General features: G+C 74.8%; 19 protein-coding genes. 7 read left to right on the forward strand and 12 right to left on the reverse strand.

What is annotated here, in order from left to right:
- Positions 1-216: 216 nt before the first annotated feature.
- On the forward strand, positions 217-825 hold the full coding sequence (locus tag ACU610_RS19175) for a hypothetical protein (protein ID WP_446769288.1): 609 nt from the start codon (positions 217-219) through the stop codon (positions 823-825).
- 22 nt (positions 826-847) lie between these two features.
- Here the strand turns inward: ACU610_RS19175 and ACU610_RS19180 are convergent, their stop codons facing one another.
- Positions 848-1,660 (reverse strand): alpha/beta fold hydrolase, encoded by an 813-nt coding sequence (locus ACU610_RS19180; RefSeq protein WP_446769289.1) that lies wholly within the window; start codon positions 1,658-1,660, stop codon positions 848-850.
- Positions 1,661-1,833: 173 nt separating this feature from the next.
- On the opposite strand from ACU610_RS19180, the gene ACU610_RS19185 reads away from it, so the two are divergent.
- The 4 genes from ACU610_RS19185 (at position 1,834) to ACU610_RS19200 (ending at position 6,105) form a co-directional block, all read left to right on the forward strand.
- Positions 1,834-2,595, forward strand: a complete 762-nt coding sequence (locus tag ACU610_RS19185; RefSeq protein ID WP_446769290.1) for a ZIP family metal transporter — start codon at positions 1,834-1,836, stop codon at positions 2,593-2,595.
- 87 nt (positions 2,596-2,682) lie between these two features.
- On the forward strand, positions 2,683-3,609 hold the full coding sequence (locus tag ACU610_RS19190) for an alpha/beta hydrolase (RefSeq protein WP_446769291.1): 927 nt from the start codon (positions 2,683-2,685) through the stop codon (positions 3,607-3,609).
- Between the two features lie 226 nt (positions 3,610-3,835).
- Complete coding sequence (locus ACU610_RS19195) at positions 3,836-5,527, forward strand: SpoIIE family protein phosphatase (protein ID WP_446769292.1); 1,692 nt, start codon at positions 3,836-3,838, stop codon at positions 5,525-5,527.
- Between the two features lie 119 nt (positions 5,528-5,646).
- Entirely contained in the window at positions 5,647-6,105 is a 459-nt protein-coding gene (locus ACU610_RS19200) for an ATP-binding protein (RefSeq protein ID WP_446769293.1), read from the forward strand.
- Positions 6,106-6,385: 280 nt separating this feature from the next.
- Here the strand turns inward: ACU610_RS19200 and ACU610_RS19205 are convergent, their stop codons facing one another.
- Genes ACU610_RS19205 through ACU610_RS19230 form a run of 6 tightly spaced genes read right to left on the reverse strand, consistent with a single transcriptional unit; the run spans position 6,386 to position 10,096 of the window.
- Positions 6,386-6,877, reverse strand: coding sequence for a hypothetical protein (locus ACU610_RS19205; RefSeq protein ID WP_446769294.1), 492 nt, complete (start codon positions 6,875-6,877; stop codon positions 6,386-6,388).
- Positions 6,874-7,236: a response regulator gene (locus ACU610_RS19210; protein WP_446769295.1), complete on the reverse strand. Its 363-nt coding sequence runs from the start codon at positions 7,234-7,236 to the stop codon at positions 6,874-6,876. Before ACU610_RS19210 ends, ACU610_RS19205 begins: the two co-directional genes overlap by 4 nt.
- The gene (locus ACU610_RS19215) at positions 7,233-7,772 is read right to left on the reverse strand and encodes a chemotaxis protein CheX (RefSeq protein ID WP_446769296.1); all 540 of its coding nucleotides are present in this window, start codon (positions 7,770-7,772) and stop codon (positions 7,233-7,235) included. Before ACU610_RS19215 ends, ACU610_RS19210 begins: the two co-directional genes overlap by 4 nt.
- Entirely contained in the window at positions 7,769-8,152 is a 384-nt protein-coding gene (locus ACU610_RS19220; RefSeq protein WP_446769297.1) for a response regulator, read from the reverse strand. Before ACU610_RS19220 ends, ACU610_RS19215 begins: the two co-directional genes overlap by 4 nt.
- Position 8,153: 1 nt before the next feature.
- Positions 8,154-8,978: a CheR family methyltransferase gene (locus ACU610_RS19225; protein WP_446769298.1), complete on the reverse strand. Its 825-nt coding sequence runs from the start codon at positions 8,976-8,978 to the stop codon at positions 8,154-8,156.
- On the reverse strand, positions 8,975-10,096 hold the full coding sequence (locus ACU610_RS19230) for a protein-glutamate methylesterase/protein-glutamine glutaminase (protein ID WP_446769299.1): 1,122 nt from the start codon (positions 10,094-10,096) through the stop codon (positions 8,975-8,977). Before ACU610_RS19230 ends, ACU610_RS19225 begins: the two co-directional genes overlap by 4 nt.
- A 462-nt stretch (positions 10,097-10,558) precedes the next feature.
- Between ACU610_RS19230 and murJ the strand changes: the two genes are divergently transcribed.
- Both murJ and ACU610_RS19240 read left to right on the forward strand, forming a co-directional pair.
- Positions 10,559-12,082 (forward strand): murein biosynthesis integral membrane protein MurJ, encoded by a 1,524-nt coding sequence (gene murJ, locus ACU610_RS19235; protein WP_446769300.1) that lies wholly within the window; start codon positions 10,559-10,561, stop codon positions 12,080-12,082.
- An 884-nt stretch (positions 12,083-12,966) separates the two neighbouring features.
- Positions 12,967-14,148, forward strand: a complete 1,182-nt coding sequence (locus ACU610_RS19240) for a glucose-1-phosphate adenylyltransferase family protein (RefSeq protein WP_446769301.1) — start codon at positions 12,967-12,969, stop codon at positions 14,146-14,148.
- Between the two features lie 81 nt (positions 14,149-14,229).
- Here the strand turns inward: ACU610_RS19240 and ACU610_RS19245 are convergent, their stop codons facing one another.
- From ACU610_RS19245 to ACU610_RS19265, 5 genes are all read right to left on the reverse strand, one after another.
- A complete protein-coding gene (locus ACU610_RS19245) occupies positions 14,230-15,114 on the reverse strand; it encodes a hypothetical protein (protein WP_446769302.1) in 885 nt (294 codons plus the stop codon).
- A gap of 369 nt (positions 15,115-15,483) precedes the next feature.
- Entirely contained in the window at positions 15,484-15,927 is a 444-nt protein-coding gene (locus tag ACU610_RS19250) for a chemotaxis protein CheW (protein ID WP_091223498.1), read from the reverse strand.
- A complete protein-coding gene (locus tag ACU610_RS19255) occupies positions 15,924-18,311 on the reverse strand; it encodes a chemotaxis protein CheA (RefSeq protein ID WP_446769303.1) in 2,388 nt (795 codons plus the stop codon). The genes ACU610_RS19250 and ACU610_RS19255 overlap by 4 nt, the downstream gene beginning before the upstream one ends.
- A 149-nt stretch (positions 18,312-18,460) precedes the next feature.
- Positions 18,461-20,077 (reverse strand): methyl-accepting chemotaxis protein, encoded by a 1,617-nt coding sequence (locus ACU610_RS19260; protein ID WP_446769304.1) that lies wholly within the window; start codon positions 20,075-20,077, stop codon positions 18,461-18,463.
- A gap of 279 nt (positions 20,078-20,356) precedes the next feature.
- Positions 20,357-21,967, reverse strand: a complete 1,611-nt coding sequence (locus tag ACU610_RS19265) for a methyl-accepting chemotaxis protein (protein WP_446769305.1) — start codon at positions 21,965-21,967, stop codon at positions 20,357-20,359.
- Positions 21,968-22,027 lie beyond the last annotated feature (60 nt).

The raw sequence follows: 22,027 nt of genomic DNA on the forward strand, positions 1-22,027 counted from the left end.
TCCTGCCCAGCCACTCGCAGGCTCGCGGCGGGACCCTGGAGGGCCGTCTGACCGGCCCCAAGGGCCCTGGTCCGCCCGGGGGGGCCGATCGAGCATGGACAGCGGGACGCTGCGTCCGCCGTCCCGGACCGCCTTCCGGCAGATCGGAGGCCACCTCACATGACCGCGACACCAGCCCCGGCACCTGCACGTCCCGGCCGGTCGAGGTCGCCCGGGTTGACCCCGCTGGCCCTGGTCACCGGCTTCCTGCCGTGGATCGTGTTCTCCGTCGTCGCCCAGCGGCTCGCCGCCGACGAGGTCGCGTGGGGCGCGCTCGTCGCGGCGGTGATGGCGGCGGTCGCGGTGCTCCGGGACCGCCGCCGGCACGGCCCGCAGATCCTCGACCTGGGTTCGCTGGTCCTCTTCGCCGTCATCGCCGTCACCGGGTTCGTCGGTGGTCCCGGCGTCGACCGGTGGCTGTTCGAGTGGGGCAGGCCGCTGGTCGGCGTGGTCCTGGGCCTGTATCTCCTGCTGACCGTGCCGGTGCTGCCGTTCACCGCGGAGTACGCCCGCCAGACGACGCCCCGCGAGTACTGGGGCTCCCCGACGTTCACGAAGATCAACCGGGTGCTCAGCACGGCCTGGGCGCTCGCCATCACGGCCATGGGAGCGGCGTCGCTGCTGACCACCGCCCTCGGTGTCGACGCGACGGACACCTCGGGCACCCACCTCCTCGAGCTCCTGCTCGACTGGGTGGTGCCGGTCGTGGTCATCTGCGCGATGGTGCGGTTCACCGCCACCTACCCGGACCGGGTGACCGGCGCGGCGGCCGGCTCCCCCCGGTGACCACGGCCCCGGGGTCCGACGGTCAGCGGGGCAGGAGGAAGTCGCCCAGGTCCGCGGCGACGTCCTCCGGGCGTTCCCAGTTGGGGCAGTGCCCGGTGTCGTCGTAGACCTCCAGCCGGGCGTCGGGGAGCGCGGCCAGGAGCCGGTCCTGCTGGCCGCGGTCGAACAGGGCGTCGGAGTCGCCCCACAGCAGCAGCGTGGGTGCCGTGACGTCGCGGAGCCGGTCGCGGTCGTCGGAGTTGACCAGGCCCTCCCAGGAGTCCCGGTAGACCCACCCCGGTGCCTTGCGGCTCTCGGCGACGAGCGCGTCGAAGAACTCGGGCACCACCGGCCGGTGCACGGTGCCGGCGGCGAACTCCCGCGCGAAGTCGTCGGGCACCTGGTCGGGCAGGTCGGCGATCGCCGCCCGGACCTCCTCGACCAGCGGGTCGCCCATCCGGTCGGCCGACCCGATCAGCACCATCCGGTCGACCCGCTCGGGGTGCTGCTCGGCCACCCGGCGGACCACGAAGCTGCCGAAGGAGTGGCCCACCAGGTGCGTCCGCTCCAGGCCGAGCGCGTCGCAGAGGGCCACCAGGTCGTCGGCGAACCGGTCGAGGGCGTAGCCGTCCCCGGGGTGCTCGGAGTCGCCGAACCCGCGCTGGCTGTAGGCGACGGCGCGCAGCCGCGGGTCCAGGTGCCGGAGGACGGAACTCCAGGAGAACCAGGAGTCCGGCCAGCCGTGCACCAGGACGACGGGCGGCCCAAGGGGGTCACCCTGCTCGACGGTGTGCAGCCGCACTCCGCCGGGGAGGGTCACGGTGCGGTGACGGAGGATCTGCGTCGTCTCGGACACGGGGTCTCCTCGGGACCGTCCCCCGCGCACGGCCACGGTGGAGCCGGCGGCCGAGCGGGGACAGAGTCGTCCTGCCCTCCGGTGTCTCGATTGGCGACGCCGACCTCGGGGCACTGACGGCGCCGGCGCCCGCAACCGCGGGACGCCGAGCCGACGGAGGACGGGGGCGACGCGTGCCGACCTGGCTGGAAGCGGGCCTGTGGGGCCTCCTCGGCGGCGGCGCGCTGGTGCTCGGTGCGCTGGTCGCCTGGTTCGTGCGGGTGCCGCAGACGGTGATCGCCTCGGTGATGGCCTTCGGCTCCGGCGTGCTGATCTCCGCGGTGGCCTTCGACCTGATGGCCGAGGCCGCCGACACCGGTGGGCTGACCGCGACCGCGGTCGGCTTCGTCGGCGGCGCGCTGGCCTACCTGGCCGCCAACGCCGCACTGGCCCGCCACGGCGCCCGGCACCGCAAGCGCTCGGGCCACGACCCCGACGAGGGCCAGCCCTCGGAGCAGGAGCAGTCCGGCAGCGGCGCGGCGATCGCGATCGGGGCGCTGCTCGACGGCGTCCCCGAGTCGGTGGTGCTGGGCCTGGGCCTGCTCGGCGGGGGCAGCGTGAGCGCCTCGGTGCTGGCGGCGGTCTTCATCTCCAACGTCCCCGAGGGGCTCTCGTCGGCGGCCGGGATGAAGAGCAACGGCCGCTCGGCCCGCTACGTCTTCGGTGTGTGGGGCGGCATCGCGCTCGCCAGTGGCCTGGCCGCGCTCGGCGGCTACGCCGCGCTCGGCGACGCGCCGCCCGAGGCGGTCGCGGTCATCACCGCGGTGGCGGCCGGCGCGATCCTCACCATGATCGCCGACACCATGATCCCCGAGGCCTTCGAGCGCACCCGCACCTGGACCGGCGTCATCACCACCCTGGGCTTCCTCGTCGCCTTCGCCATCGAGCGCGCCTGAGCCCGAGGACTCCTGGGAGCGGCGATCCCGACGGGGAGGGGCGGCGTCCGGCTGCGACCGCGGCGCCGCCCGGGCAGGCTGGGGACCGTGAGCGACCCCGCCCGAGACCCCGAGCTGATCCGCGTCTCGGTGGAGGGCGGTGAGCTCGCCGCGCTGCACTGGCCCGCCGACGCCCCCGGTGCTCCCATCGCCGTCCTGGTGCACGGCATCACGGCCAACGCCATGGCCTGGGCGCGGGTGGCGGGCGCGCTGGCCGGCGAGTTCGAGGTGGTCGCGCCGGACCTGCGCGGGCGGGCCGCGTCCGCCGGGCTGCCCGGGCCGTACGGGCTGGAGCGGCACGCCGCCGACGTCGCCGCCGTCCTCGACACCCTCGGGGCGGACGACGACACGGGGGCCGAGGCCGCCGTGCTCGTCGGGCACTCGATGGGCGCGTACGTCGCGGCGCTGGCGGCCGCCGGCGTGGCCCGTGACCGGGTGCACGGCCTGGTGATGGTCGAGGGCGGCCTGTCGTTCCCGACGCCCCCCGGTGCCGACCTCGACGCGATGCTGGCCGCGCTCCTCGGCCCGTCCCTGGACCGCCTGGCGATGACCTTCCCCGATCTGGCCGCGGTGCGGGCCTTCTGGGCGCAGCACCCCGCGGTCGGCCCGTGGGTCGACGTCCCCTCGGTGGCGGCGTACCTGGCGCGGGACCTGGTCGGCGAGCCGCCGGCGCTGCGCAGCGCGTGCGTCCCGGAGGCGGTGCGGGTGGACGGCGGGGACGTGCTGCTCAACGAGCGGGTGCTCGAGGCGACGACCGATCTGCCGGTGCGCGCCACCCTGCTGTGGGCCACCCGCGGGCTGTTCGACCAGACGCCGGGCCTCTACGACGAGGTGCGGCTGGCCCAGCTCGGCCTGGACGCCAGCGGCATCACCGCCCGCGAGGTGCCCGACACCAACCACTACTCGATCGTGTGGGCCTCGCAGGGCGTCGAGGCGATCGCCGCCGCCGTGCGCGAGGCCGCCGGGCGGGACTGAGGACCCCGGGCAGTCGGGCTCTGCCGACCGGGCGGTCCGGGTCCGACCCTGGGCCCGTGGCCGGCCGAGGACACCGAGCGGACGGCGGGGGCGCCACGCCGGTGCGCCTTGGCAGCGCGCCCGCTCGCTGCCACGATCCGGGCACCCTCTCGGCCCGCGGGACGGCGGGGAGGCGCGCTCCGAGGTCGGGGCAGGGGCCGGCCCGCCGAGAGAGGTGGTCCTCGTGGTGACCCCAGGACCGCAGCCGCGCCCGTGGGGGTGGCCGGAGCCGCTCGACCGGAGCGCCGCCCTGGCTACCGGCGTGCTGGCCACCATGCCCGCTGCGCTGGGCTGCCTGGACCCCGCCGGACGGCTCGCGCTGCTCAACGCCGAGGGTGAGCGGCTGCTCGGCCGCCCTGCCGCCGCCGTCGTCGGACGGCCGGTCACCGAGGTCCTGTGCGCCGGCACGGCGGCCGCCGTCACCCGGGCCTGCCACCAGGCCGTGGCCTCGGGTGCGCCGGTCTCCCGCGAGGTCCCCGACCCGCGGGGCGGCCCCGGCTGGTGGGCGCTGCACGCGTGGCCGGTGTCGGACGGCGCGGCGTTCGCCTTCGTCGACGTCACCGCGCGCCGGCAGGCGCAGGAGGAGGCCGAGGCGGCCCGCCGCGCCGCCGAGGAGGCCCGTCACGCCGCGGAACGGGCCGGCGCACGCACGGCGCTGCTGGCCGCGGTGACCGGGGAGCTCGCCGGCGCGCTGGACAGCGAGTCGGCCCTGGGCAGCCTGGCCCGGCTGGTCGTCCCCGCGCTCAGCGACGGCTGCGTGGTCACCGTCGTCGACCGGGAGGGCCGCGCCCGCGACGTCGGCTCCTGGCACGCCGACCCGGCCCGCCGTCCGCTGCTCGACCGCTACGCCGAGGTGCGTCTGGACACCCTGCCGCCGGCCTCCCCCGTCGCCCGCGCACTGCGGTCGGGCAGCGAGGCGCGGGAGCCGGTCGCCGCCGTCCTCGAGCTCATGCCACCGGGCCCGGCCCACGACCTGCTCCTGGCGCTGGGTCCGGACACGGCCGTCGTCCTGCCCCTGACCGCCGACGGCCGCGCGGTCGGCGTCCTCACCCTGTACCTCGACCCCGGGCGCACGTTCGACGACGACGACCTGGCCACCGCACGCGAGGTCGCAGCACAGGCGGGGCGCGCGGTCGACCGGGTGCACCGGCAGAGCCAGCAGGCCAAGCTCGCCGAGGCCCTGCAGCGCAGCCTGCTCACCGAGCTGCCCACCATCGCCGGTGCGCAGGTGGCGGCCCGCTACGTGCCCGCGGCGGAGGCCGCCCGCGTCGGCGGGGACTGGTACGACGCCTTCCTGCACACCGACGGCGACCCGGTCGTGGTCATCGGGGACGTCGCGGGGCACGACACCGCCGCGGCGGCCGAGATGGGTCAGCTGCGCGGGCTGCTGCGGGGCATCGCCCACTACAGCGGCGCCGGGCCTGCGGAGGTGCTGCGCGGCCTGGACGCCGCGATGGCCGCCATGCACACCGGCACGCTGGCCACCGCCGCCATCGCCCGGCTCGAGGACGGCGGGACGCGGCTGCGCTGGGCCAGTGCCGGGCACCCGCCGCCGCTGGTCGCCGACCCCGACGGCACGGTGACCGTGCTCGGCGACGGGCTGGGCGACCTGCTGCTCGGGGTGGACCCGACGGCGGTGCGGCGGGAGTGCACCGTGCCGCTGCGTCCGGGCGCGGTCGTGCTGCTCTACACCGACGGCCTGGTGGAGCGCCGGGACTGCGACGTCGAGACCGGGGTGGACCGGCTGCGTCGGCACCTGGCCACGCTGGCGGACCGGCCCCTGGAGCAGTTGGCCGACGAGCTGCTGGCGTGGATGCTGCCCGCCACGCCGGAGGACGACGTCGCGCTGGTGGCGATCTGCGTGCACCCACCGCGCTGACCGGCGCGGACGTCAGGCGCGTCACTCCGAGGGGTCGGACACACCCATGACACGGTTGAGCCTCCGGCCGCCTGGGAACCCCGTGCGTGTCGGAGACAGCGACGGACGGGGAGAGGGCAGTGGGTCGACTCGCGTGGCCGTTGCGCCCGCTTCCGGACGGTCGGGGCGAGGTGTGGCGGTGGGATCTGCAGGCCATCGCCGAGCTGCCGGCGGCACGTGCGGTGCTGCGGGCACGGCTGGACGGCGTCGGTTATCCGGGGGGCGACGACGACACCGCGGCCGAGCGGCTGATCCTCGCCTTCGACGAGCTGGCGTCCAACGCGCTGCGGCACGGGTTGTCCCCCGTCGTCGCCACGGTGATCGCCGGCAGCGGCGGCTGGCTGCTCGACGTCAGTGACCGCGCCCCCGACACCATGCCCAGCCCGGCGGTCGACCGCGACCCCGCCCAGGGCGGCCTGGGGCTCTACCTGGTGGCCCGGCTGTCGGTGGCCCACGGCTGGTACGTCGACGACGGGTGCAAGCACGTCTGGGCCTGCCTGCCCACGAGCACCGACGACCGCGAGCCGGCGTTGTCCTGACAGAGGACCCCCTGCCACTCGCCGCCCCTGTCCCGAGGCTCGCCGCGAGTTCTGGCGCCCCCTTGCAGGGTCCCGCCGCCGGCCCCGTCCAGGGCACCGCCCCGAGCTTGGGAGGGGCCGGGGAGGACGGGGCCCTCACTTCCTGCAGGGCCTGCCACACACGTCGACGGCCCCGAGGCGCAGTGCCTCGGGGCCGTCGACGTGGAGCGCCCGGGACGGCGGGAGAACGGTCTCCGGCGCCGTCCCGGGGCGTCTGGTGAGTTGCTGGAACAGCCTCCCGTCAGGGGATGACCAGGGAGAGCCCACCCTTGCCGTAACCGGGGACGTCGATGGCGAGGTCGAGCCGGTTGAAGGCGGCCAGCGAACAGGCGATGTCGCCGGGCAGGTCGTCACCCGGGGCATAGAGCTTGTAGAGCCTTGAGTGCGGCGCGCCCGGCACGTTGAGCAGCGCCGAGAGCACGTTGACGACCTCGTGCAGCGCCTCGGTGAGCATCGTGGTCAGCTCGCCGTCCTCCTCGACGGCGTCCTGCGCGCCGCCGGGAGGCAGCAGCGCGAGGGCGGCGCCGGTGTAGGCGGACGCGGCGAGGTCCATGACGCAGAGCGCGTTCACGTCCATCGACGGGTCCACGTACACGGCCACCGACACCGGCGACCGCGGCGTGGGGGTGATCGGGGCGCCCGGTGCCACGCCGACGGGCTTGCCCACCAGGCCGGTGAACATGTCCTTGACGGCCTTGGCGTCCGGCAGGACGACGGTCCGCGGCGAGCTCACGCGATCACTCCGTCCAGGGCGTCCTTGAAGGTCTCCTCGTTGAACGGCTTGGCGATGAGGAACAGCGCACCGGCGGCGCTGGCCTTGTCCCGCATCTCCTGCGAGCCCTCGGAGGTGACGAAGCCGAACGGGACGCCGGAGCCGGCCGAGCGCAGCGCCTGCAGGCACTCCAGCCCGGTCATGTTCGGCATGTTCCAGTCCGACAGCACCAGGTCCGGGTTCTCGGCCTGCACCTTGTCGTAGGCGTCGCGGCCGTCCTCGGCCTCGACGATGTCGTGGTCGTCGTACCCGGCCTGGCGCAGGGTGCGGATGACGATCTGCCGCATCACGCGACTGTCGTCGGCGACGAGGATCTTCACAGTGATGCTCCGTTCTGGTGCGGGGGGTTCGGGGCGGGCAGGGCCGGCAGCGCGCCCTGCACGGACACGACGAGGGGCTGGCCTCGCCACACGACCTCCAGCCGGCAGACGTCCTCGGGGTTGCGGACGGCCGGGGCCTCGCCGACCTGGGGCAGGCCCAGGGTGGAGGGACCGGGGAGGGCGGCCTTGACGTTGCCGCCGACCACGTTGGCGATCTCGCCGAACGCGTCGGCGACGTCCTCGTGGTCGAGCAGCTCGGGCGCGGACTCGGCGAGCAGCGCCCGGGTCAGGTCGGCGGCGGTCTGCCGGCCGGTGGTGAGGACGACGCTGCCGGTCCACGGGCCGACGACGTCCACCCACGCGGAGAGCGTCTCGGCGGGCAGGTCGGCGGGCAGCGGGACGAGCACCTCGTCCTCCCCGACGAGGGCGATCCAGGCCTCACCGGCGATCGCCTCGACGGTGGCCTCGTCGATCAGCTCGGGGATGGTCAGGCGGGGCTGGGTGGGGTGTGCGACCGCATCGGGTGCGAGCGTCACAGGACGGCCTCCTGGGGGAGCATGCCGAGCAGCGCGAGCTTGTCGCGGAGCGCGTCGGCGGTGAACGGCTTGATCACGTACTCGTGCGCGCCGGCGGCGAGCGCGCGCACGATCTGGCCCTGCTCGCTCTCGGAGGTCACCATCATCAGCGTGACGGCGCGCCAGGCCGGGTTGGCCCGGACGGCGGAGACGAACTGCAGCCCGTCCATCACCGGCATGTTCCAGTCGATCGTGCACAGCTCGGGCGCGTAGCCCTCCTGCAGCACGTCGAGCGCCTCCTGGCCGTGGCCGGCCTGGCGGGTCTCGTAGCCGAACCCCTCCAGGGCCGCGCTCACGATGCGCCGCATGGCGCGGGAGTCGTCGATCACCAGTGCACGCACGTCAGTTCCCCTTCAGCGGGCGGTAGGCGGAGCTGCGGCCGACGACGACCCGCTCCCAGGAGTCGTCGACGCCGAGGGTGGTCTCCGCGGCGCCGAGGAAGAGCCATCCGTCGGGCCGCATGAGCGCGCGGACCCGGCGGAGGATCGCCTGCTTGGTGGGCAGGTCGAAGTAGATGAGGACGTTGCGCAGGTAGACCACGTCGAACGGGCCCATCCGCGGCAGCGGAGCGGCCAGGTTGCACTCGCTCGCCGTGACCATGCGCCGCAGCGACGGGGAGACCTCCCACTCGGTGCCCGCCCGCGTGAAGTGCCGGACGAGCATCGCCGCCGGCAGGCCCCGGTTGACCTCGAGCTGGCTGAACCTCCCCGCGCGGGTGCGCTCGACCATCTCGCGGGAGAGGTCGGTCGCCGTGATGGAGACCCGGGTCGCGGCGTTGGGCAGCGCGTCCTCGAGGAGCATCGCGATCGTGTACGGCTCCTGCCCGCTGGAGCAGGCCGCCGACCAGATCTGCAGCCGCTCGGCCGGTCCGCGGGCCGGCAGCAGGGAGGGCAGGACGGTCGAGGTGAGGGCGGTGAACGGGTCGCCGTCCCGGAACCACGACGTCTCGTTCGTGGTCAGCGCCTCGACGATCCTGCGGGTGGACTCGGAACTGGGCCGGGTGCGGACGGAGTCGACCAGATGGCCGACGTCGGGCAGGCCCATGGAGCGGGCGATGGGCAGCAGGCGCGCCTCGACCAGGTACTCCTTTCCGGGGGCGAGCACGATCGCGCTCTCCCGGTGCACCAGCTGGCGGACCCAGTCGAAGCTGGTCGCGGTGAGGGTCATCGCCGTCCTCCCACGAACGCGGGCGCGGTGGCCGGGCCGGCAGCGGGGACCCGCGGCCCGGGGATCCGGCGGGTGATCGCCTGGGCGACCAGGTCGAGCGGCAGCACCTCGTCGGCGAAGCCCGCCGTGGCGACGGCTCCGGGCATGCCCCAGACGACGGAGGTCGCCTGGTCCTGGACGACGACCGCGCCCCCCGTCTCGCGGATGCGGCCGGCGCCGCTGCGCCCGTCCGACCCCATGCCGGTGAGCACGACACCCAGGACGGCGCCGTCGAAGGCCTCGACCGCGGAGCGGAACAGCGGGTCGACGGCGGGCCGGCAGAAGTTCTCCGGCGGCGACTGGTCCAGCGCGGTGGACAGACCGCGGCCGGTCCGGCGGATGGTCAGGTGGTGGTCGCCCGGGGCCAGGTGCACGGTGCCCGGCGCGAGCGGGGTGCCGTCGACGGCCTCGACCACGGTGAGCGGGCAGAGGCGGTCGAGCCGCTGGGCGAACTGGCGGGTGAAGACCGGGGGCATGTGCTGCACGACCAGCACCGGGACCGGCAGGGACGCCGGCAGGGCCGGCAGCACCTTCGCCAGGGCCTCCGGGCCTCCGGTGGACGAGCCGACGACCAGGACGGCGGGCTGCTTGACGGCACCGACGCGGGGGGCCGGTGGGCGCACCGGGGCCGCGGCGGGTGCGGCGGCGCGGGTGGGACCGGCGGTGACCGGGCGCCCGGTGAGCGCCTTGATCTTGGGGATGAGCTGCTGACGGACGCTCTCCATGGACGCGGCGACGCTGCCGACGTTGGCCGGCTTGGTGACGTAGTCGTTGGCGCCGGCGGAGAGGGCGTCGAGGGTGGCCGACGCGCCCCGCTCGGTGAGCGTGCTGAACATGATGATCGGCACGCGGCTGCGCAGGGCGCGGATGGCGCGGACCGCCTCGATGCCGTTCATCTCCGGCATCTCGATGTCCATCGTGACCAGGTCGGCCTTCAGCTGCTCGAGCTTGGTGACGGCGATGCGGCCGTTGACCGCGGTGCCGACGACCTCGATGGCCGGGTCCTCCGAGAGGACGTCGGTGACGATCTTGCGGACGACCACCGAGTCGTCGACGACCAACACCCGGATCGGGTCCATGCGTCCTCCGTCTCCCCGTGCGGGGGCCTGCCAGAGCTCAGCTGGCGCTGTGGTGCGGCACCGGCCCGGCAGTCGGGGACGGGGTGCAGCCGGCGTCCGCCCGGGGGGTCCCGGCGGTGCCTGTCAGGGGTGTTGTCGGCCGCTGCTCCCCCGGCCTTGAGCCGATCCCGGGATCTCGGCACCACTTTTTCGGAGCGGCCGGGAATGCGGTCACCGACCATTTCCCGTCATTTGTCGACAGGTTCCCGCAGATGCGCCGGGCGACCGCACCGGCCCGCTCGGTCCCGTGGTCAGGTCACCTGGTCGTGCGCGTCCCGCGCTCCCCTCCGACGCTGAGCCGGGAAGCGGCACGGTGGGCCAGGACGGCCGTCGAGCGGCATCGAGCACCTTCTCGCCTCAGTGCTGGAGAGGCGTAGAGGAGCCTGACCTGCCGGGTGGGGCGGGTGCCGGGAGGATGCCCGGGTGAATCGAGGGAGCCTGGCCCGGTCGACCGCCCTGGTGGCCGGGTTGACGCTGGGCAGTCAGCTCCTGGGGTTCCTGCGGGACGTCGTCCTCGCCGCGGTGTTCGGAGTCGGGTCGGCGCTCGACGCCTACCTGGTGGCCCAGGGCCTGATGAACCTGGTGCTCGCGCTCATGGCGGGAGCCGTCGCGAAGTCCGTCGTCCCGACCGTGGCCCGCGCGGTGGCCGACGGGGAGCCGGCCCGCGGCCAGCACAGCGTGCGGGTCGCCCTGACCGTGACCGTGCTCGCGATGCTGGTGGCCTCCGTGGTCATGGCGGTGCTGGCCCGGCCGCTCGTGGCGGTGCTCGCCCCGGGCTTCGACGCGGAGACGACCGAGGAGGCGGTCCGGCTCACTCGCGTGGTGGTCGCGGCCACCGCGCTGATCGCGGCGACCAACGTGCTGGCCGGCGCGGCACAGGGGCACCGACGCTTCGGCTGGGCCGCGGCCGAGGGGATCCCGTTCAACCTCGCGCTGATCGTCGGCGCGGTCGTGTTCGGCCGGGTGTACGGGGTGACCGCGCTGGCGGTCGCGTTCGTCGTCGGCAGCGCGCTGCGCCTGCTCGTGCAGCTGCGGCCGCTGCTGGCCGTGGGCCAGTCGCTGCGACCGTCACTCGACGTCCGCGACCGCGGCTTCCGCGAGATGCTGGCGCTCGTCCCTCCCCTGCTGGTGGGTAGCGCCGTCTCCCAGGTCAACACGCTCGTCGACCGTGCGGTCGGGTCGGCGGTGGGGGAGGGGGCGATCACCGCGCTCAACTACGGCTGGCGGCTGGTCGGGCTGGCCGACACCCTCGTCGTGGCCACGGTGACCACCACCCTCTACCCCGCCCTGGCCGCAGCCGCCCGGCCGGGCCGGACCCGCGACCTCGAGGACCTGCTGCGACGCACCTGCGGCGTCCTGCTGGTGCTGGTGACGCCGTGCGTGGTCGTGCTGTCCGTGGCCGCGGAGCCGGTCGTGGCCCTGCTGTTCCAGCGCGGTGCCTTCGACCGCGAGGCCGTGCAGGTCACCGCCCTGGCCGTCACCGGTTACGCCGCCGCGCTGGTGGCCCTGGCCCTCCGCGACCCGGTCACCCGGGCCTTCCTCTCCCTGGGGGACTCGCGGACCCCGGTCGTGCTGGGCGTGCTCGGCATGGTGGTCAACGTCGTCGGCGACCTCACCCTGGGGCTGCGGTTCGGCGTGGTCGGGCTGGCCGCCTCGACGTCGATGTCCCTGTTCCTCGTGGCCGGGTTGTCGCTGTGGCGGCTGCGCACCGCCGGGGGCGGGCTGTCACTGGCCGGCCTGGGCCGCTGCGGCGCCCAGGTCGCCGTCGCGGCGGCGTGCGCCACGGTGCCGACGGCCCTCCTGGCGCGGCACTGGGACGGCATAGGAGGTGCGGCGGCGGGCGCGGCGAGCTGCCTGGCGGTCTACGCGCTGGTGCTGTGGGCCCTGCGCTGCCGGGAGCTGGGGGAGCTGGCCCGCGCCGTCCGCGGGCTGGTCGCCCGCCGGTGACCGGCGGACGACGACGAAGGGCCGGCCCTCGTCCCCCTGCCCCATCGGGTTGTCCCACAGGGCGGCCAGGAGCTCGTCGGCGGACATCGCGGCGCCGGAGACCGCCCGGACCGAGCCCCCGCGGTCGTTGACGTCGACGATCGCGACCCCGACGCCCAGCCGGCCCTCCAGCCGCTCGGCCAGCAACCGGGCGGTCATCGGGTCCATCGGCGGCAGGAGGAGGTCGAAGTAGGGCGGCCGCATGCCGTCGATGTCGCGGGCGAAGGGCCCCGCCACCCGGTAGAAGGAGCCGTGCCGGCCCAGGGGCCGCAGCAGCGTGCAGGAGGCCGCGGCGAGGACCACGCGCAGCCGGCCCTGCCGTTCCAGGACCAGTTGCATCTTCTCCGGGATCGAGAGGCCGCAGCTGCTGCCCACCGTCCGGACGTGCCGGGACAGGAACCGGGCGAGCCGCCCGGGGACGACCCGTTCGCGCGGGATGGCCCCACCGGTCAGCAGGACGGCGACCTTCTCGCTGACACCGACCGTGTCCCCCGGACGCCGCAGCGCGGCCGTGGCCCGGTCGAGCTCCGTGGCCAGGTCGTCACCGGGTGCCAGCCACCTCGTCGTCACGGGGAGGCGCACCCACGAGCGGGCCGTCGTCGGGCAGGTGGTGCAGTCGGGCATGAGGGACCTCCGCGTCCGTCTCCTCGATGGGCCGCCGAGCATCGGGGTCGGCCACGGCCCGCCCGACGCGACACGCGTGAGGCCGGTCACACTCCCGTGCGCACGGACGGGGAGTCCGGCGCGGCGTCGCAGGCAGCCCTCGACGCGTCACGCCACGTCGGCCGGACGGCGAGGACGGCGGTGGCGCGGGTGAACGTGGTCCCCCCGGGTAGCCGGGGGCCATGGCACTCCCCCGGGTCCTCGTCCTCGTCCTGGCCGGCGGCGCCGGCGGCCGCCTCGAACTGCTGACCGAGCAGCGCGCCAAGCCCGCCGTCCCCTTCGCCGGCGTCTACCGGCTGATCGACTTCCCGCTGAGCAACTGCCAGCACTCGCACCTGGCTGACGTCTGGGTGTCCGTGCAGTTCCACCCCACGTCGCTGTCACTGCACCTGGCCAACGGCCGGCCGTGGGACCTCGACCGCACCGACGGCGGGCTGCTGGTGCTGCCGCCGTACCAGGGCACCGAGCGCGCCGGCTGGGTCTCCGGGACGGCGAACTCGCTGTGGCGCTACGCCCCGCTGGTCCGCGACTTCGACCCGGACGCGCTGGTCGTGGTCAGCGCCGACGCCGTCTACAAGCTGGACTACCGGGAGGTCGTCGAGGGGCACCTGGGCTCCGGCGCGGAGGTCACCATGGTCACCACCGAGGTCGCCGGGGACGACGCGCCGCGCTACGGCATCGTCGAGGTCGGCAGCGGTGGGAAGGTCGCCGACTACGCCTACAAGCCCGACGAGCCACGGACCACCACCGCGACCAACGAGGTCTTCGTCTTCTCCCCCGGCCCGACGCTGGACCGGCTGGAGGCACTGGCCGCGGAGCACGGCGAGGAGGGCCTGGAGGACCTCGGCACCCACCTGCTGCCCGCGCAGACCCGCGACGGCCTGGCCCGCGCGCACCCGTTCGACGGCTACTGGCGCGACGTCGGCACGGTGGAGTCCTACTGGGCGGCCCACCGCGACTTCCGCTCCCCCGAGCCGCCCCTGGACCTCGACGACGAGGGCTGGGCGGTGCACACCCGCGGCGGCCGCCACAGCGCCGCCCGGGTGCTGCGGGGCGCGGAGGTCGAGGACAGCCTGATCTCCGGCGGCACCCGCGTGGCCGGGCGGGTGACCGGGTCGGTGCTCTCCCCCGGCGTCGTCGTCGAGGCCGGGGCGACCGTCGCCGACTCGGTGCTGCTGCCGGGTGCGCGCGTGCGGGCCGGCGCCACGGTGACCCGCACGGTGCTCGACGACGGCGTCGTGGTCGGCGAGCGCGCCACGGTCGGTGGGGACGGCGAGGTCACCCTGGTCGGCCGCCGGGCCGAGGTGGAGGCCGGCAGCGAGCTCCCCGCCGGCGCCCGCTTCCCGGATCCCGAGAAGGACTGAGAGAGCACCCCGGACGGGACCACCCCCAGGCATAGGAGGCTATGCACACGTCCTGGCCCCTCAGGACGTGTGCATAGCCTCCTATGCCTGACGCGGGGAGAAGAGCACCCCGAGGGCGTCGCTGCCGAGCAGGTCGGCCGTGACGATGCCCTGCACGCAGCCGGCGACGGCGTTCCAGGCGCCCGCGGCGGCGGCCGGCGCGTCGAAGCCGCCGTCGAGGAACGCCCGGACGGCGAGCAGCTGGGCGGCGGCGAGCGTGCGGGTGCGGCCGGAGACGTGTGCCGCCCAGGACGCCTCGTGCATCGCGGCCGCCCACGGCCGGTGCTCGGCGCGCGAGGCGTCGACGGCGGCCATCCAGCGGGCGCGGCCGGCGGCGTCCAGCGAGCGCAGGCCGGCCAGCAGCCCCCACAGCTCGCCGGTGGCGGGGCCGAGGTCGAGCTCGGGGGTGGTCGGCACGCCGGTCGAGGTGGCGAGCAGGAACGGGCCGGTGAGCTGCCGGCGGACCAGCGGCGGCAGCACGGCGGCGGCCCAGGCGCCCAGGGCCGCGTCGGCGAGGACGTCCGCGGCGGCGTCCCGGACGTGCTCGTCGGCGAGCGCGGTGGCGGAGTGCTCGGGGCCGAGGACGTCCTCGCGGAGCACGCGCTCGACGGCGGCGGCGTCCCCGATGGTGCTGCCCTCGAGTTGGGCGACCAGCGCCGCAGCCCGGTCGGCGCCGGGGAGGGCGTCGGCGGCGGTACGCAGCTGCGGGACGGCGGCGGCGAGCTCCCTTGCCTTGCGCGCCCGCACGGCGAGGGCGGCCCGCTGCGCGCGGTCGCGGCCCGCGGCCGGGTGCACCGCGGCCAGCCGCTCCAGCGCCGGGACGTCGGCGGCGAGCCCGGCGAGCAGGGCGTCCGCGACGGCGCGGCCGGCCGGCAGGCGGACCAGGTCGAAGCCGAGCGTGGCGGCACTGACCAGTGAGTAGGGCACGGCAGGCCTCCCAGTCGACGTCCCCCAGGTGAGGTCGAACCAGACTGACCGTGACCGCGACGCCGCGCCACGTGAGCGTCACTCGTTCGCCCGACCCCGGGCGGGTGGGGTGTCGTGCGCCGTGCTGCACCGTCCCCAGCTGGTGACTCTGCGTAGGCGGCAGGACCCGTGAACGCCGCGACCCCCGGTCGGGCGGCCCTCCGGAGAGAGGGGTCGCCCGACCGGGGGTCGGAGGGAGGGGCGTGGCCGCCGGGGAAGACCGGCCACGCCCGAGTCCTGATGGCGCCGTCCCGAGGCTCGCGCCGAGCCTGCGAGGCGTGAGGAGGACGGGGTCCTTCTCCGAGGCGTGGGAGGTCGGGTGGTCCTTCGTCAGGCGCTGACGGCCTTGTGCACGTCCAGGGCCAGCAGCAGGTGGCCGTCCAGCTTGAACGCCCCGCGGATCAGCTCGCGGCCGGCGCCGTCGAGGGTGTCCGGCGGCGCCTCGAAGTCGGCGGGGTCGACGTCCACGACGTCGGCGATGGCGTCGACCAGCAGGCTGACCGCCTCACCGTGCAGCCGGACGACGATGACGACGGCGTCGGTGCCCTCGGGCCGCGGCGGCCGGCCGAGCCGCTCGCGCAGCTCGATCGCGGTCACCACCTGGCCACGCAGGTTGATCAGCCCGGCCACGGCGGCGGGGGCGAGCGGCACGCGGGTCAGCCCCTGGCTCTTCAGCACCTCCTGGACGTGCGCCACCTCGACGCCGTAGAGGTCGCCGTCGAGCCAGAAGGTGGCCAGCTGGCCGCCGATGGCGGGGGCCTGGGCAGTGGTCACAGGGAGGCCTCCAGGAGGGACGTGGGGACGCCGTCCGGCGTTCCGCCGGCGACGGCGGAGGGGTGGGTGAGGGTGGAGGAGTGGGTCGAGTAGAACGCCGGGTCGGCGGCGAGGATCGCGGCGCGCACGTCGAGCAGCTCGGTGACCTTGTCGCCGAGGACGGCGGAGCCGAGCAGACCCAGGTCGTCGATGTCGCTGCGGACCGCGGCCTCGCCGTCGACGATGTCGAGGATCTCCTCGACCACGATGGCCACGCTGCGGCCGTGGTCGCTGTAGACGATGACCTCGAGGACCTCGCGGTCGCTCTCGCCGTAGGCGCCCAGGTGCCGGTCGAGCCGGACGATCGGCAGGATCGCGCCCCGGTACTGCACGACCTCGCGGTTGCCGACCTTCTCCACCGACTCGGTGCGCACCTGCTCGAGGCGGGTGACCGTGTCCAGCGGGATGGCGACCCGGCGGCCCCCGCCGATGGCGGCCAGCAGCATCCGCTGCCGCTCCGTGTCGCCGGCCGCGGCGGCCGCGGCGGCCTCACGCGCCGCCTCCTGGCCGCGCTCGCTGGTCTCGGTGCGCAGCGCCCGGCGGGCGAGGGCCTGCACGTCGAGGATGAGCGCCACGGTGCCGTCGCCCAGGACGGTCGCGCCGGAGTAGAGGCCGATCGCCTTGAGCTGGCCGCCGACGGCCTTGACGACGATCTCCTCGGTGTTGATGACCCGGTCGACGACCAGACCGAAGCGGCGGCCCTCCGAGCGCAGGACGGCGATCACCACGTGCCCGTCGTGCCGGTCGGAGGTCAGCCCGAGGACGTCGGTGAGGCGGACCAGCGGCAGCAGCTCGCCGCGCAGCCGGTACACCGGGGCGCCGCCGACCTCCTCGACCGCGTTGGCGGCCTTCTCGGCGTCCAGCGAGACGAGCTCCTGCAGGCTGATCTGCGGGATGGCGTAGCGGTCGCCGGCGCACTCGACGGTCAGCGCCGGGACGATCGCCAGGGTCAGCGGGATGCGCAGCCGGGTGCAGGTGCCCTTGCCGGGGACCGACTCCACCTCGATGGTGCCGCCGATGGACTCGATGTTGGTCTTGACGACGTCCATGCCGACCCCGCGGCCGGAGACGTTGGTGACCTTCGCGGCCGTGGAGAAGCCGGGCAGGAAGATGAGCTGCAGGACGTCCTGCGGGTTCATCCGGCCGAGGGCGTCGGCGCTGATCAGCCCGCGCTCGACGGCCTTGGCGCCCACCCGGGCCGGGTCGATGCCGGCGCCGTCGTCGGCGACCTCGACCACGACCTGGCCGCTCTCGTGCTTGGCGCGCAGGGTCAGCACGCCCTCGGCCGGCTTGCCGACCCGGACCCGGGTCTCGGCGTCCTCGACACCGTGGTCGACGGAGTTGCGGACCAGGTGGGTCAGCGGGTCCTTGACCGCCTCGAGCAGCGTCTTGTCCAGCTCGGTGTCGCGGCCCTCCATCTCCAGCCGGATGGACTTCCGCAGCTGCAGGCCCAGGTCCCGGACGACGCGCGGCAGCTTGGACCAGATGTGGTCGATCGGCTGCATGCGCGTCTTCATGACGCCCTCCTGCAGCTCGCTGGCGATGAGGTTGAGCCGCTGCGAGGCGCGCACCAGGTCGGTGTCGTTGGAGCGCCCGACGTACTGGACGATCTGGTTGCGGGTGAGCACCAGCTCGCCCACCAGCAGCATGAGCTCGTCGAGCAGGTCGACGTCCACCCGGATGGTGCTGTCGGCGACCCCGCGACGCGCCTGGCCGCTCCCGCCCTCGGCCACCGCCTCGGGCTCGGGGGCGCCCTCGGCGGCCGGCGCGGGCCGCGGGACGGGGAGCGCCGGGGCCTCGGCGACCGGAGCCGGGGCCTCCGCGGCAGGGGCCGCGACCTCCGCGACGGGGGCGGCGATCCGGGAGATCTCCGCGGGCGCCTCGGCGACGACCTCGGTCGGCTCGGCAACCGCGGGGACCGGCTCGGCGGCCGGCGCCGACGCGGCAGCGGCGGCGGGGGTGTCCTCCATGGCGCCGCTGATCTCCGCGACGACCGCGGAGACGTCGACGGAGCCCTCGCCGCCGGTGGCCTCGATGGAGGCGAGCAGCGAGCGGACGGTGTCGACCATCTGCAGGAGCACGCTGGTCCGCTGCGGGGTCAGCTCCAGGGCGCCGTCGCGCAGCCGGGAGAGCATGTTCTCGCCGACGTGGGTGACCTCCTCCAGGCGCTGGAACGCCAGGAAGCCGCTGGTCCCCTTGATGGTGTGGATCGTGCGGAAGATGCTCGACAGGCGGTCCCGCGAGCCGGGCTCCTGCTCCAGAGCGACCAGGTCGGAGTCCAGCTGGTCGAGGTTCTCGTGACTCTCGACGAGGAACTCCTCGACGATGTCGTCCAGACCGTCCACGTTGCTCTTCTCTCTCGTCTCCGGCGCAGCGAGCGCGCTTCGGGATGGTCATCGGCGGTCCGCGGTCGGATGTGAAGGCCAATCGAGCCGCCGGAGACCGGCCGCGGCGGCGTCCGGGCCCGGCGCGGCGGCCGGGCCCGGACGACCACTCAGTAGGTGAAGCGGGCCACCGAGGTGCGCAGGTCGGCGGCCATGCGGGACAGCTCGTCGACCGCGGCACGCGTCTGGCTGAGCGCCTGGGTGGTCGAGTCCGCCGCCGCCGAGACGCCGGTGATGTTCTCCGCGATCTGCCCGGAGCCGCCGGCCGCCTCCCTCACCGACCGGCTCATCTCGGTGGTGGTGGCGGTCTGCTCCTCCACTGCGCTGGCGATGGTGGTCTGCCGGTCGGAGATCTGCGCGACGATCTGCGAGATCTCCCCGATCGCGCCGACCGCCGCGGTGGTGTCGCCCTGGATCGCCTGCACCCGGCGGGCGATGTCCTCGGTCGCCTTGGCCGTCTCCTGGGCCAGCTCCTTGACCTCGTTGGCCACCACCGCGAAGCCCTTGCCGGCCTCCCCGGCCCGCGCGGCCTCGATGGTGGCGTTGAGCGCCAGCAGGTTGGTCTGCTCGGCGATGCTCGTGATCACCTTGACCACGTTGCCGATCTCCGCGGAGGACTCCCCCAGCTTCGCCACCGTGGCCGTCGTCGTCTCCGCCGCGGTCACCGCCCGCGCCGCCACGTCCGAGGCCTCCGCGGCGTTGGTGGCGATCTCCCGGATGCTGGCACCCATCTGCTCGGCACCGGCCGCCACCGTCTGCACGTTGCGGCTGACCTCCTCGGCGGCCGAGGCCACGACCCCGGACTGCGCCGAGGTCTCCTCCGCCGAGGCCGAGATCTGCGCCGAGGACGCCGACAGCTCCTCCGACGACGCCGCCACCGCGTCCGCCGACGCGACCACCGAGGACAGGACACCGCGCAGGCTCTCCTGCGCCGTCTGCAGCGACGCGGCCATGCGGCCGAGCTCGTCGTCGGACTCGACGGCCGGCTCGACGGTCAGGTCGCCGTCGGCCATGGCGTCGACGGCGTGCTGCACGGACCGGACCGACCGGACCATCCGGCGGACCACCAGGACGGTGAGTGCGATCGCGAGGAGGGTCGAGACGACCGCGGCGACGACGAGCGTCCGGGTGGCGGAGGCGGCGTCGTCCGCTGCCTCGGCGTTCCGCGCCGCCGCCTCGCTCGACTGGGCCAGGCCCTCCTCCTCCAGGCCGTCGGCGATGTCGGTGAGCAGGGGGCTGGACACCTCGCGGTACAGGGCGGCGTAGCGCGCCAGGTCACCGGCGTCCGCCGCCGGGAAGAGCTGCGTCGCGTTCGACGCCAGGAACTGCTGGCGGGCCCCCAGGTACTTGTCCATCGCCACCTGGTCGATGACGAACGGCTCGTACTCGGCGAGCGCGGTCTGCACGTCGGCCTGCTTCTCGTCCATCTCGCCGAGGAGCTCCGTCCGGCGGGCCGGGTCGGAGACGGCGTACTCGAGGACGCGGGCCCGGTGGGCGGCGGTGGCGCGCTGGACGGCCGAGAGCGCGTTCAGCGGGTGCAGGTTCTCGTCGTAGATGCGCTGCTGGTCCTCGGCCATCTCGGTCATGCGGGAGACGGCGAGGGCGTTGGTGCCCACGAGGACCAGCACGAGCAGTCCGACGACCGCTCCGATCTTGACGCCGATCGGCCGATCGGCGAACCACCCGCCCGGTCGCCCGGACCGGGTGGGACGTGCGGGGACAGACATGGGTGCTCCAGGCTCGAGGCGGGACGTGGCGATGCGGGGGCCGGGTGACCGCCGTCAATCCGGCCGAGCACGAATATGGAGCGAGCGGAGCCGGTCCGTGCGGAATGGCGTGGCGTGTTGTCCGCAGCACACGAGAAATGTCGGTCAGCGCCATTCGGTCGTCCCCTTGTCGACAATCCGGAGACCCGTGGAATGCGGTCGGAGAAATGCCCGAGGAGCGCACGACCCGGGCTGGGTCGTGCGCTCCTCGGTCGCCGTCCCGGGGGACGGCCCTGCTGCTCAGTAGGTGAAACCGACCACCGTGGTGCGCAGGTCGGCGGCCATGCGGGACAGCTCGTCGACGGCGCTGCGGGTCTGGGTCAGCGCCTGGGTGGTCGAGTCAGCGGCCCCGGAGACCCCACTGATGTTCAACGCGATCTGACCGGCGCCGGACGCCGCCTCGCCGACCGACCTCGACATCTCCGTGGTCGTGGCGGTCTGCTCCTCCACCGCCGAGGCGATGGTGGTCTGCCGGTCGGAGATCTGGGCCACGATCGCGCTGATCTCGGCGATCGCGCCGACCGCGGCACCGGTGTCCTTCTGGATGGCCTCCACCCGGCGGGCGATGTCCTCGGTCGCCTTGGCCGTCTCCTGGGCCAGCTCCTTGACCTCGTTGGCCACCACCGCGAAGCCCTTGCCGGCCTCCCCGGCCCGCGCGGCCTCGATGGTGGCGTTGAGCGCCAGCAGGTTGGTCTGCTCGGCGATGCTCGTGATCACCTTGACCACGTTGCCGATCTCCGCGGAGGACTCCCCCAGCTTCGCCACCGTGGCCGTCGTCGTCTCCGCCGCGGTCACCGCCCGCGCCGCCACGTCCGAGGCCTCCGCGGCATTCGTCGCGATCTCCCGGATGCTGGCACCCATCTGCTCGGCACCGGCCGCCACCGTCTGCACGTTGCGCGACACCTCCTCGGCCGCGCCGGCCACCACGCCCGACTGTGCCGAGGTCTCCTCCGCCGACGCCGAGATCTGCGCGGCCGAGGCGGAGAGCTCCTCCGACGACGCCGCCACCGCGTCCGCCGACGCGACGACCGATGCCATGACCTGGCGCAGGCTCTGCTGGGCGGTGGCGAGCGCAGCGGCCATGCGACCCAGTTCGTCCCGGCCCGACACCTCCGCCGGGACGGTGAGGTCGCCGGTGGCGAGCGCGTCCACCGACCGCTGGACCGACCGCACCGAGGCGACGATCCGGCGCACCACGAGCAGGGCCAGGACCAGCCCGATGCCGACGCTGACGCCGAGGATCGTCCACAGCGTCACCGTGGCCGAGGTCGCCTCGTCGGCCCCCTCCCGGGCCTGCACGTCGGCCTCGTCCCGCAGCACCGTCCGCAGGTCGGCGAGGTCGGCGGTGACGGCGTCCTGCGCCTGGACCAGCTGCCCGGCCGCGACGGCACCGGCGGTGGCCGCGTCCCCGGCGTCGAGCGCGGCGACGAACCGGTCGTCGCTGGTCTCGAGGTAGCTCTCCATGTCGCCGCGCAGCGTCGTGAAACGGTCCGGGTGCTCGGTGATCTGCGCGTAGGCGTCGAGCTGCTCGCCCAGGGCGGCCTGGCCCGCGGCGAGCTGCGTCTTCAGGCTGGTCCGGGTCACCGGGTCGGCCAGGAAGTAGGCGGTGTAGCCCTGCCGCACCTCCTCGTAGGTGGCCTGGATGGCGTCCAGGTCGGAGAAGGCGACGACGCTCCCCTCGTACATGTCCCGCTGGCTCTCGTCGAGGTCGCCGATGCGGCCGACGGCGACCACGCAGAGCAGCACGCCGATGAAGGCGCTGAAGGAGACGATCGAGAGGACCTTGGCCGCGATCGGCAGGTCGGCGAACCAGCTCGCCCGGGAGCGGAGCGGGCGGGCAGGGGTCGTCATGGAGCCCTCCTGGGCGGGAGCAGACGGTGCGGGGAGCGCGCTGCCGGGACCGCCCCCGTC

It is taken from the genome of Geodermatophilus sp. URMC 61, assembly GCF_052931555.1.